At 63.1% G+C, this 11,958-nt stretch carries 10 protein-coding genes and 1 pseudogene; 6 read left to right on the top strand and 5 right to left on the bottom strand.

Annotated features, from left to right (window positions below; translation table 11 throughout):
* Positions 1–104 precede the first annotated feature (104 nt).
* The 3 genes from NKK52_RS01925 to NKK52_RS01935 all read left to right on the top strand — a co-directional run bounded on the left by NKK52_RS01925 (position 105) and on the right by NKK52_RS01935 (position 3,785).
* Positions 105–1,616 carry a sugar ABC transporter ATP-binding protein gene (locus tag NKK52_RS01925; RefSeq protein WP_023684451.1) on the top strand — a complete coding sequence of 504 codons (1,512 nt, stop codon included), beginning with the start codon at positions 105–107 and terminating at the stop codon, positions 1,614–1,616.
* 74 nt (positions 1,617–1,690) lie between these two features.
* Positions 1,691–2,686 (top strand): ABC transporter permease, encoded by a 996-nt coding sequence (locus NKK52_RS01930; RefSeq protein ID WP_023684450.1) that lies wholly within the window; start codon positions 1,691–1,693, stop codon positions 2,684–2,686.
* A 46-nt stretch (positions 2,687–2,732) separates the two neighbouring features.
* Positions 2,733–3,785, top strand: coding sequence for a substrate-binding domain-containing protein (locus tag NKK52_RS01935; protein ID WP_023692173.1), 1,053 nt, complete (start codon positions 2,733–2,735; stop codon positions 3,783–3,785).
* 70 nt (positions 3,786–3,855) lie between these two features.
* Here the strand turns inward: NKK52_RS01935 and NKK52_RS01940 are convergent, their stop codons facing one another.
* From NKK52_RS01940 to NKK52_RS01960, 5 genes and pseudogenes are all read right to left on the bottom strand, one after another.
* The gene (locus NKK52_RS01940; protein ID WP_023696644.1) at positions 3,856–4,143 is read right to left on the bottom strand and encodes a type II toxin-antitoxin system RelE/ParE family toxin; all 288 of its coding nucleotides are present in this window, start codon (positions 4,141–4,143) and stop codon (positions 3,856–3,858) included.
* A complete protein-coding gene (locus tag NKK52_RS01945; RefSeq protein WP_023692171.1) occupies positions 4,136–4,396 on the bottom strand; it encodes a ribbon-helix-helix domain-containing protein in 261 nt (86 codons plus the stop codon). Before NKK52_RS01945 ends, NKK52_RS01940 begins: the two co-directional genes overlap by 8 nt.
* 94 nt (positions 4,397–4,490) lie before the next feature.
* A pseudogene (locus NKK52_RS01950) lies at positions 4,491–4,825 on the bottom strand (D-alanine--D-alanine ligase A); the annotation flags it as partial.
* A 214-nt stretch (positions 4,826–5,039) separates the two neighbouring features.
* On the bottom strand, positions 5,040–7,094 hold the full coding sequence (locus NKK52_RS01955; RefSeq protein ID WP_023684446.1) for a bifunctional aldolase/short-chain dehydrogenase: 2,055 nt from the start codon (positions 7,092–7,094) through the stop codon (positions 5,040–5,042).
* Positions 7,095–7,188: 94 nt separating this feature from the next.
* Complete coding sequence (locus tag NKK52_RS01960) at positions 7,189–8,160, bottom strand: sugar-binding transcriptional regulator (protein WP_023684445.1); 972 nt, start codon at positions 8,158–8,160, stop codon at positions 7,189–7,191.
* Between the two features lie 190 nt (positions 8,161–8,350).
* Between NKK52_RS01960 and NKK52_RS01965 the strand changes: the two genes are divergently transcribed.
* The 3 genes from NKK52_RS01965 to NKK52_RS01975 all read left to right on the top strand — a co-directional run bounded on the left by NKK52_RS01965 (position 8,351) and on the right by NKK52_RS01975 (position 11,948).
* Positions 8,351–9,991 (top strand): acyl-CoA synthetase, encoded by a 1,641-nt coding sequence (locus NKK52_RS01965; RefSeq protein WP_023684444.1) that lies wholly within the window; start codon positions 8,351–8,353, stop codon positions 9,989–9,991.
* 153 nt (positions 9,992–10,144) lie between these two features.
* Entirely contained in the window at positions 10,145–10,750 is a 606-nt protein-coding gene (locus NKK52_RS01970) for a TetR/AcrR family transcriptional regulator (protein WP_023668564.1), read from the top strand.
* A 58-nt stretch (positions 10,751–10,808) separates the two neighbouring features.
* Entirely contained in the window at positions 10,809–11,948 is a 1,140-nt protein-coding gene (locus NKK52_RS01975; RefSeq protein ID WP_023692166.1) for an efflux RND transporter periplasmic adaptor subunit, read from the top strand.
* The last annotated feature ends 10 nt before the right edge of the window (positions 11,949–11,958 follow it).

The raw sequence follows: 11,958 nt of genomic DNA on the forward strand, positions 1-11,958 counted from the left end.
GTGGAGCGATGGCGGTGAGGCCAAGCTAGGAAGCTGACTGGCAATTGTCAATCGAGTTGACAATTGATGACGTAGCCCATAGCGTCATCGTCAGGGAGGAACGAATGGGCAATGATGCCGTGTTCCGCGTGGACGGGCTGAGGAAATCCTTCGGCCATATCGAGGTGCTTGGCGGCGTCTCGCTCGAATTGCATGCCGGTGAGATCACTGTGCTGATGGGCGCCAATGGCGCCGGCAAGTCCACCCTCGTGAAAATTATCAGCGGCGTCTATGACCATGCCGGCGGCACCATTCACCTGGCCGGTCATGATTTCGCGCCGAACACGCCGGCCGAGGCGATCCGCGCCGGTGTCGTTACCGTGCACCAAAACATCAATGACGGCGTCGTCGCCGATCTCGATGTCGCCACCAATCTGACGCTCGACCGGCTGAGCGGCAAGGGCGCGCCGCTGCTGTTCAACCCCGGCCGGGTGCGCCGCGAAGCCAAAGCGGTGGCCGACCGCATGGGGCTCGCCATCGACCTCAAGGCCCGCATCAGCGACCTGTCGCTGGCCGATCGCCAGATGGTGGCCATCGCGCGCGCCATGGCGCACCAGCCGAAAGTGCTGATCCTCGACGAGCCGACCTCGTCGCTGTCCAGCGCCGAGGCCGACCGGCTGTTTGCGCTGCTCGACCGCTTGCGTGAGCAGGGCGTTGCCATCCTCTACATCTCGCATCGCATGTCGGATATCAGGCGGCTGGCCGACCGCATCGTCTCGATGCGCGATGGCGTCATCTCAGGCGTATTCGACAGCAAGCCTCTCGACTATGAGGGCGCCGTTAACGCCATGCTCGGCCGCAAGATCCATCTTGACCGCATCGAAGCCAGGAGTTCTGCCAAGCCGATCCTGACCGTCGATGCCTTGCGCATCGCCCCTGGTGCCCGGCCATTCTCGCTGACTCTCGGCGACGGCGAGGTCGTTGCCATCACCGGCCTCGTCGGCGTCGGCAAGACAGCGCTCGCCGAGACGCTGTTCGGCCTGCGCAAGCCGCTGTCCGGCACGATGACTTTATATGGCAAGCCCTATGCGCCTGGGTCGACGGGCGAAGCCATCGCCGCCGGCGTGTTTCTGGTCGCCAAGGACCGTGCCGAAAACGGCATCGTCGGCGGCTTCAACATCCAGGAAAACATCAGCCTGCCCTTCCACAAGCGCATGTCGCGCTTTTCAGTTCTCAAACGCGGCCTTGAACGCACTATTGCCCGCCGGCAGATCGAGGATCTCGGCATCGTCTGCCGCTCGGAGAAGGACGAAATGAATACGCTCTCGGGCGGCAATCAGCAAAAGGTGATGGTCGCGCGCTGGATGGCGCAGGACGCCCGATTGTTCATTCTCGACGAACCGTTCCAGGGCGTCGATATCTCCGCCAGGCGCGACATCGCCGCCAAGCTGAGGGCCAGCGCCAATGGCCGCGCCACGCTGCTGTTCGTCACCGAACTCGACGAGGCACTGGAGACGGCCGATCGCATACTGGTGATGTCCGAGCAGACCATCGTCGGCGAACACCGCAACGCCGATGTCGATCTCGACCGTCTGCTGGCCGAAGTCGCGGGCGGGCCGTTGCACAGTGCGGCCTGAGCCACGATGATTGAAGAACTGAGGGTTGGAATGGAGTGCACGGGTTTGAGTTGGGTATTGACGGCGGGCGCTGAATGACGCTGCGCGACCACGCCATCCGCTATGGGTTCATCGTGCTTCTGTTCGGGCTGATCGCGTATTTCGCCATCGCCGCCGACGGGTTCGTCTCGCCGCAAAGTGCCGTCTTCATTTTCCAGTCGGTCGCCATCACCGGCGTGCTGGCGCTGGGCGTCACCGCCACACTGGTTGTCGGCGGCTTCGATCTCTCGATCGGCTCGGTTGCCACATCGGCCATGATGGCGGCTGCCTATGTCATGGTGGTGCTGGAGCAGAACGTTGTCGTCGCTGTCCTCATCTGCCTGCTCATCGGCGCCCTTGTCGGCCTCATCAATGGCTGGCTGATCGTCTATATGCGCGTGCCCGATCTGCTGGCGACGCTCGGCATGATGTTCCTGCTCGTCGGCCTGCAGCGCATCCCGACTGAAGGACGCTCCATCGCCACCGGTATGACAATGCCGGACGGCTCGGTCGCCAACGGCAAATTCTCCGACGCCTTCCTGGCGCTCGGCCGCCACCGCTTCGACTTCTTCATCCCGAACCTCATTCCGGTCTCGGTGGTCGTGCTGATCGTGCTCGCCGTGCTGATCTGGTTCTTCCTCGAATACACACGCTTCGGCCGCATGATGTATGCCGTGGGCAGCAATGAACGGGCCGCCGAACTCGCCGGCGCGCCTGTCAAGGCATACAAGATCTGGGCCTACGTCATTTCAGGAGTTTTTGCCTCGATCGGCGGGATTTTGCTGGCCGCACGGCTTGGACGCGGTGACATCGCGTCGGGTAATAATCTGCTGCTCGATGCGGTTGCCGCGGCGCTGATCGGCTACGCGGTGCTCGGCGCCGCCAAGCCGAACGCCTTCGGCACCGCCATCGGCGCGCTGTTCGTCGGCATCCTGCTGCAAGGCCTGACGATGATGAACGCGCCTTACTACACGCAGGATTTCGTCAAGGGCGTGGTTCTCGTCGTCGCCCTTGTCTTTACCTTCGCCCTTTCCGGCCGGGGCAGGAGATAGAATGGCTGCCGGAACAGTTTTGGGTTCAACAAACGGAGGAAAGAACGTGAACATCACAAGACGACTTTTGGGGAAGGTCGCGCTCGGATTGGCCGGCGCAACAATGCTGATGCAGGTCCCGGCCTTTGCCGCCGACAAGCCGGCGCCGTTCGACAAGCCCGGCGTCAAGATCGCGCTGGTGCGCTATCTCTCGACCGGCGATTTCTTCCAGGCCTATCTCTCAGGCGTCGAGTCCCAGTCCAAGGCGCTCGGCATCGACTTGCGCGTGCTGGACAGCCGCCAGGATGCCGCACTGCAATCCGACATGGTCGACCAGGCCATCGCACTCGGCGTGCAGGGCATCATCATCCAGCACGGCCTGACGGAATCGATGAAGGACGCCGCCCAGCGCGCGGTTGATGCCGGCATCAAGGTTGTCGCCTTCGACGTCAATGTCGAAAACCCCAAGATCCCGCAGATCGAACAGTCCGACAAGGACCTGGCGCGCCTGGCGCTCGAACAGGCCGTCAAGGACAATGGCGAGAGCTGGAACGCCGGCTATGTCTATGTCGCCGGCATCGCGCCGCTCGACCGCCGCAACGAGACCTGGGTCGACGTGAAGAAGAAACATGCCGGCATCAAGGAAGTCGCGATGTTCGGCACGCTCGACAACCCGATCGCCAACTCGGTCGCCAACCAGGCGCGCTCGGTGCTGCAGGCGCATCCCGACATCAATGTGATGTTCGCGCCCTATGACGAGTTCGCCAAGGGTGTGAAGATCGCCGTCGACGAGGCGGGGCTGAACAAGAAGATCAAGATCTACTCCGCCGACATCTCTACCTCGGACATCGCGGCCATGCGCGAGACCGACAGCGCCTGGGCCGCCACCGCCGCCACCAACCCTGCCGTCGTCGGCCAGGTCTCGGTGCGCGCGCTGGCGCAGCTGCTCGCCGGTGAAGATCCCGGCCACAACGTCATCGTGCCGCCGACGCTGATCACCCAGAAGGACCTGATCGACAAGGACATCAAGAACATGGAGGACCTGTCGGCCAAGCTGCCGCAATTCGCCCATGCCGATGTCGCCATGCCGGCCTGGATGCCGAACCCGAACGCGAAGTAGGATCGGACATCTGATAGATGCGAAGGGCGGCATGGGCCGCTCTTTTCATATTGATCGTAAGCCTGCCGGCCTACAACCAATGGTCTGGATCGCGCATCCCGTGGACAATCGCCACAGCGATAACACCATCGGGCTGCGGCTCGTAGATGATGATATAGCGGCCTTCGACGAGCACGCGGGCCGTTGCGCTTAACTCGGGCCGTGCGCTGCCCATCTTGGGGTGCTGCGCCGCCAGCTCCAGTCTTTCGAAAATGCGCATCAACAGTCTGTCTGCTGCCTTTTCATTGTCGGCGGCGATGGTGTGCCAGATGTCTCGCAAATCCTGCGAAGCGCGCGGTGTGAGCCTATAGCTAGCCACGGGCGCGGCGTTCTGCCTTCAGGCTGCCGATGAACTCGGTGGGGTCGACAGCCACTGGCTTGCCGCTGCCCATCCCGTCGGCATAGGCCCGCTTCAAGTGCTGGAGTTCGAGCGTGCGCAATTCCTCGCGCTGCTCCCATAAGCGCAGGGCGTCGCGGACAATCTCGCTGTTGGAAGCATAACCGCCACCTTCGATAGCGCTTTGCAGGCGAGCTATCTGCTGCGCGGTAAGGGATATGGTGAGGGTGCGCATAGGTTCGTTTTTCATACCCACATTATAATGCAGCCAACAAGATCTAACAATATCTGTTAGGAATCTGCCCCTGCATCATGACCGCCCGACGCGCACCAGCCACCGCGCCGTCCTCGCCATGCAGGCGTGCAGCACCGGAACACCATATTCGATGGCAGGCAGGTCATGCGGCGCCCTTGGCGGGATCGCCAGCATCCGCCATGCCCGCCCGGCGGCAGGCAAAGCTGCGTCCCATCAGACGGTGTCGCCAGCGCGCCGTCCTTGAAATCGCTCAGCAGCCATTGGCCTTCGCGGGTGACGAAGGTGGGAACGGAGTCGTATTTCGCCGATCCAGAGTACGCATGACATGGTTGCCGAAAGCAGCGAAACCTCATGCTCGGCGGAGCGCCCGCCGAACAGCACGCCGACACGAAGTCTCTTCGCAGCCATCGACAACTCCACCAAGGATCAGGGTCGGAGCTCGCATGCGAAACACAAGGCGCGCCCTAAAGTGGTCGAGCAATAGGCCAAGGATTGGAGTGGATTTTGACCAGTTCGAGCAGTTTTTCAGCACGACCTGCAAAAGCAGTTCTCCGCCTGGAGTCCTTCAGGTGGGAGAGCGGTTCGTCGTTTTGGTGAACGATGAACCGCTCCAGGTCTATGTCTAGCGCAGCGCTGCGGCGATGTTGCCACCGTCGACCGTCGTCACATCGGCGGTGGTGCGTTCGGCCAATGCTTGGTGCAGGAAGGCCTGCGCCACGTCTTCTGCCGTCACCTCCTGTCCGAGCAGATTGCCCGACATGTATTCCTTCTCCGACACGCCGCGCGCGCCGGAACGGCTGGCGATCATGGCGTCGGTCAACAGGCCGGAGCGGATGCGGTCGGCGTTGACCGCATTGGAGCGGATGCCGTGCGCGCCGTAGTCGAGCGCATATTGCCGGGACAGGAATAGCGTCGCCGCCTTCGGCACACCATAGGCGCCGAATTTCGGACCCGGGTTGACCGCCTGCTTGGAGGTGTTGAACAACAACACACCGCCGGTGCCCTGTTCCAGCATGATGCGCACCGCGTTCTGCGCCGCCGACTGGTGGGCGAAGAAGTTGAGCTCGAAACTCTTGCGCAGCAGGGCATCGTCGAGCTCGCCGATGCGGCCTTCCCAGGCGGCACCGGCGTTGGAGACCAGAATGTCGACGCCGCCATAGACAGCGACAGCTTTGTCGAAGGCGGCGCGCAGCTCGGCCGGGTTGGTGATGTCGGCGCCGACGCCGATCGAATTGTTGCCGGCTGCCTTTGCCGCCTCGGCCGCCCTGGCCGCATCGAGATCGACGACGACGGCATGCGCGCCATTGGCGGCGAACAGTTTTGCCGTCGCAGCACCGATCGCGCCGGCGCCGCCAGTGATCAGCACCACCTGGCCGGTCAGCGGCTTCGGCTTGTTGGAGGCGAGCTTGGCCTGCTCAAGCGACCAGTACTCCAGCGGGAAGAGGTCGGCCTTCGATAGAGGATGGAAGCTGCCGACGGCCTCGGCGCCGCGCACCGCCTCGATCCACATCTCGCCGACATCAGATGCGATCTTCGCATCCTTCAGCGTGCGGCCATGGCCGAACATGCCGAGGCCCGGCACCAGCGTCAGCCGCGGCATCGGGTCGAGCATGGTGCGCTGGACGTCGTCCAGCGCATCGTTGGTTTCGAAATAGGCGCGATAGTCGTTGGCGAAGGCGTCGACATGGCTCTTGATGACGGCCTTGTAGTCGCCAATCTTGTCGGCGTCTGGCGCCGGAACCGCCATCGGTCCGGTCTTGATGCGGATCGACAGGTCGGGCGTCGACACGCCGCGTCCGGCATAGGCTGCAATGCCGGCTGAGTTAATGAAATCGACGATGGCGTCCGAAGTGCGGAAATCGCTGATCATGCGGTCGAAGCGGCCTTCGCCACGCGCCACCGCCACCGCGCCACGCAGCATCGGCGCGATCGCTGCCGGCGTTGCGAGCTTGGCCGGCAGTGCGGCTTTCGCTGCCTTCGGCTTGCCGTTCTTCGCCACATAGTCTTCGGCCACGTTCACATAATGGATCATGCGGTCATAGGCCTGCTTCGCAGCGTCGCCGAAGGTGAAGATGCCATGCTTGTCGAGGATCAGGCCTTCGACGCTGGGGTCGGCGTCGTAGACATCGGCGGCCACCTTGGCGAGGTCGAAGCCCGGCTTGATGTAGGGCACGTACCCCATCTTGTCGCCGAACACGGTCTTGATCAGCGGCTTGCTGTCCGCCTGGTCGACGATGGCGAGGATCGCGGTCGAATGCGTGTGGTCGACGAATTTATGCGGCAGGAAGGCGTGCAGCAGCGTCTCGACCGATGGATTGGGGGAGGCGGGGTCGATGAGGTTCGCCCGCTGCAGCGCCACCATGTCCTCGTCGGCGAGGCTGGCCAGCGCACGCGCCTTCAGCAGCGCGCCGAGCTTGACCGCCGGCAGGCCTTGCGGCTCGATCACACCCATGTCCCAGCCGCTGCCCTTGACGCACAGCACATCCCATTCGTCGCCGACGAGATCGGTGGCCTTGGTCTTGCAGGAGGTGTTGCCGCCGCCATGCAGCACCAGCCGCGGCTCGCCGCCGAGCAGCCGGGTCGTGTAGACGCGCAGCGCGAGGTCGCGGGCAACGCCCTTTTTCGCATAGTCGGCAACCAGTCTTTCCGCGTCGCCGTCATTCCAAAGGTTCTTCATGTCGCTATGTCCGCTTTGCTGTCTTTGATGTTGCTGTGAACAGGAGTGCCGCGACGCCTTGATGACAATGCGCCTGCTGCTGGGATTTCGTTGGTCAGGAAGCCTTTTTTGCCCCCGCACTGGCTCCGGCATGGTCGAGCAGCCGCCGCGCCATGCTGGCGCCGACGACGAGATGCGTGCAGAGTCCGCCGGCGAGCGCGGCGAGCAGCGGTTCGAACTTGCTGTCTTCCTGCACCACCATCAGCCGCTTTTCGATCTGGCGCAGTGACGACAGCGAGGCCGAGATGACGCGGCGGTTGTAGCTGCAGTCGAGCGCCTTGCCGGTGGCATCGATGATCTGGCCGGCAACGACGCCGGCGGCGCCCGCTTCGCGCAACAGCCCCATCTCGCCGGGGCTGAGCGCGCCGCATTTGACGACATGGCTGTCGCCATCGACGGTGCCGACCGAATAGAGCGCCAGATCGCAGTTGGCAATATCGGCCAGTTGTTCGCGGATCACCGGTTCGGCGCGCAGCCCATGCGCCAGCAATTCCGTCGTCAGCACCAGCGGCGCGTAGAAATTGAGGCCCTTGGCGTTGAGCCGCCGGGCGATCTCCATCGTGCACTGGTCGGGACGGTAGGAGTAGGGCGCGCCGAGATTGCCGCAGAGCTGCACAACGGTGACGTCCTGCAGGTCGGCATAGGACATGACGTCGGCGATGGTGTAGACGGTGCGGCCCCAGGCGACGCCGATCCGGTCGCCCTTCTTGACCAGTTCGAGAAAGACGCCCGCCGCCAGCACCGCAACGTCCGTCGAAGGGTCGACGACATAGGCATTCTCCGGCGCGATCCACACCGCATCAAGCTTGAGCGCGTCCTCGAGCTGGCGCGCAAGCACGTCGTCGGTGAACAGCTGCGTCGAGGTCGAGATGTTGACGATGCCGGTCTCGCGCGCCTTGCGCAAATACATGGCGACCGAGGCGCGGGAGATGTTAAGCTGGCTGGCGACCTGGTCCTGGCGCAGGCCATGGGCATAATAGAGCCATGCGGCCTTGTGGATAAGCTGTTCTGCCGGTCGGATCGCCATGCCGTCTCCTCGGCTGACATTATTCACGGCTCTCGACAAAAGTCAAACTGGCGTGGGTACACGATACCTCTTTGCCCATCGAATCTGGACGATCATTGCGCCAAATGTGCCCGGTCGGGAATCGCCGATGGTGACGTGGCGGGAAGCTGTGGTTAGAAGTTCTCAACAATGAAAATTCGGGGAGCACGGGATGGGCAGTCCCTACGAGCAGGATCTCGGCAAGAACGCCGCCAACCATCAGCCGCTGACGCCGCTCACCTATCTGGAGCGGGCGGCAAGCACCTATCCCGATCATGTCGCCATCATCCATGGCAGCCAGCGCATCACCTATCGCACCTTCTGGCAGCGCTCGCTGAAGCTCGCCTCGGCGCTGTCGAAGCGCGGCATCGGCAAGGGTGATACGGTGACCGTCATGCTGTCCAACACGCCCCCCATGCTGGAGGCGCATTTCGGCGTGCCGATGGCCAAAGCGGTGCTGCATTCGCTCAACACAAGGCTCGATGCCGCCGTCATCGCGTTCCAGCTCGACCATGCCGAGACCAAGGTGCTCATCGTCGACCGCGAATTCGCTGCTGTCGTCAAACAGGCACTGGCACTGGCCAAGGTGAAGCCGCTGGTCATCGACTATGACGATCCCGACTATGCCGCCGATGCACCCTATCCCAAGGGCGAGCGCATCGGCGCGATCGACTATGAGGCGTTCGTCGCCGGCGGTGACCAGGGCTACGCCTGGTCGATGCCCGACGACGAATGGGACGCCATCTCGCTCAACTACACCTCCGGCACGACAGGCAATCCGAAGGGCGTCGTCTACCACCATCGCGGCGCTGCCCTGATGGCTTACACCAACACCATCCATGCCGGCATGGCCAAGCACGCCGTCTATCTGTGGACGCTGCCGATGTTCCACTGCAATGGTTGGTGCTTCCCATGGACAATGGCCGTCCAGGCCGGCACCCATGTCTGCCTGCGCTGGGTGCGGCCGAAGCCGATCTACGATGCCATCGCCGACCACGGCGTCACACATCTTTGCGGTGCGCCGGTCGTCATGTCGGTGCTCATCAACGCCAGCGATGAGGACAAGCGCCACTTCCCGCAGACCGTTACCTTCAACACCGCTGCCGCGCCGCCGCCGGAAGCCGTGCTGTCAGGCATGGCCGATGCCGGCTTTGCCGTCACCCATCTCTACGGCCTGACCGAGACCTATGGCCCGGCGGTCGTCAACGAATGGCACACCGCCTGGGACGGTCTCGACAAGGGCGAACGCAGCGCCAGAAAGGCCAGGCAGGGCGTGCGCTATGCCGCACTCGAAGGCCTGACGGTGATGGACGCGGAGACGATGCAGAAGACGCCGGCCGACGGCGAGACCATCGGCGAGGTCATGTTCCGCGGCAACATCGTCATGAAGGGCTATCTGAAGAACAGGAAGGCGACCGACGAGGCTTTCGCCGGCGGCTGGTTCCACTCCGGCGACCTCGGCGTCATGCATCCCGACGGCTACATCCAGCTCAAGGACCGCTCCAAGGACATCATCATCTCCGGCGGCGAGAACATTTCATCGATCGAGGTCGAGGAAGCCCTCTACAAACACCCGTCCGTGGCGTCCTGCGGCGTCGTCGCCAAGGCAGACGACAAATGGGGCGAGGTGCCGGTCGCCTATGTCGAGCTGAAGCCCGGCAAGGTGGCAAGCGAGGCCGAGATCATCGAACACTGCCGCGCGCTGCTCGCCCGCTTCAAGGTGCCGAAGGCGGTGATTTTTGCCGAGATCCCGAAGACATCGACGGGGAAGATCCAGAAGTTTCAGCTGCGGGAAATGGCGAAGGGATCTTAGTTCCAGAGCGCAACGGCACGCGCAAGGTCGAGTTCGCGCACACCCTCTGTCACCAAATTATACGCGTACGTCGAATTCGCATTGACACTTCCCTCTTTTCGATTTACGACTGACGAAAGTTGAAATTCGTCACTCATAAATCGACAGAGAGCCATGTCCGAAGCCGCCAGCATAATGGCCGACTCCACCCGCCAGGAGAATGTCACCCGCATTCTCGACTGTGCCGAACGCCTGTTCCGGCACTATGGTTACGGCAAGACCAATGTCGCCGACATCGCCCGCGAACTCGGCATGTCGCCGGCCAATATCTACCGTTTCTTCGCCTCCAAGGTCGAAATCCACCAGGCCGTCTGCGGCCGCATGCTCCTCGCCAGCTACAACATGGCCTACGAGATTTCCCGGTTGCCGATCAGCGCCGAGGAGCGGCTGCGCCGCTACGTGCATGCGCAGTACAAGATGACGCTGGAAGTCATGCTCGACGACCAGAAGGTCCACGAAATGGTCATCGTCGCGCTCGAGCGCGACTGGGGCGTCATCGACAAGCATATCGACAGCATTCACGACCTGTTTGCCGAGGTCATCCGCGAGGGCATCGAGGCCGGCGAGTTTGCCGACCAGGATCCGGTCATCGCATCGCGCTGCTTCGGCGCCGCCACCGTCATTCTGTGCCACCCGCAAATGGTGGCGCAGTGCCTTGCCAAGACCAATCGGGCGATGCCCGACGATCTCATCGATTACGCGATCAAGGCTCTGAAGTAATAGCCGCCGCCCGCCGGGCGCCGGTGTCGACCGTTCATCTCCAGTCGGGAGTACGAAAGTGTCTTTGTCCAGTTCCATCATCCGCAAGCTGCCGGTCGCCGGCCTGATCGTCGCCACGCTCGGGCTCGCCGCCTGCAGCCAGGAGAAGACCGAGGTCCAGGACATCATCCGTCCGGTCAAGGTGGTCGAGATCGGCCAGGCCGAAAAGAGTCGCGAACTCACCTATTCCGGCTCGGTGCGAGCCCGTACCGAAATGAACCTCGGCTTTCGCATCTCGGGCAAGGTCACTGAGCGTCTGGTCGACATCGGCCAGCATGTGACGACAGGCGATGTGCTAGCCCGTATCGATCCCACGGACTATGAGTTGTCGGTCAAGAGCGCCAAGGCCAGCCTCGACGCCGCCGAGCGGCAGGTCGAGACGGTCGATCTGTCCCGCAAGCGCGCCGAACAGCTTTTTGCCAAGAACTTCACCTCCAAGTCGCAGCTCGAACAGGCGACGCTGAGCTACAACCAGGCGGTAGCGACGCGCGATGCCGCCCGCTCTACCCTTGCCCAGGCGCAGAACCAGGTCGTCTACACCGATCTCAAGGCGAGCGAGAACGGCATCGTCACGGCGGTCTCGGCCGATGTCGGCCAGGTGGTCGGCGCCGGAACGCCTGTGATGACCGTTGCCGTCGACGGCGAAAAGGAAGTGCTGATCGCGGTTCCCGAAATGGACATCGCCGCCTTCAAGCCGGGAAAGGACGTCAAGGCCAGCTTCTGGTCCGATGACGCGCTGGCGCTCTCCGGCAAAGTGCGTGAAGTCGCCGGCAGCGCCGACCAGCAGTCGCGCACCTTTGCCGTCCGCGTCTCGCTGCCCGACGACCCGCGCGTGCTGCTCGGCATGACCGCCAACATCGAGGCCTCGGTGGCCAAGAAGCAGGAGATGGTGTCGATCCCGCTCAGCGCGCTTGCGGAAAAGGATGGTCGCAAGATTGTCTGGACCGTCGACCGCGCCGGCGAGACGGTGCACGAGCGCCTGGTCAAGGTTGCGGAGTTCACCGCCGACGGCGTCAGCGTCGCCGACGGGCTCAAGCCGGGGGATGTCGTCGTTGCCGCCGGCACCCAGTTCATGACCGAGAATCTCAAGGTCAAGCTGACCGGCGATGCGGTCCAGGCCGCCTCTGCGGAAGGCGATGCCGCAAAGGCCCTGCGCTGACCGCAGGCAT

This window comes from Mesorhizobium sp. C277A (assembly GCF_040324395.1).
GTDB lineage: Bacteria > Pseudomonadota > Alphaproteobacteria > Rhizobiales > Rhizobiaceae > Mesorhizobium.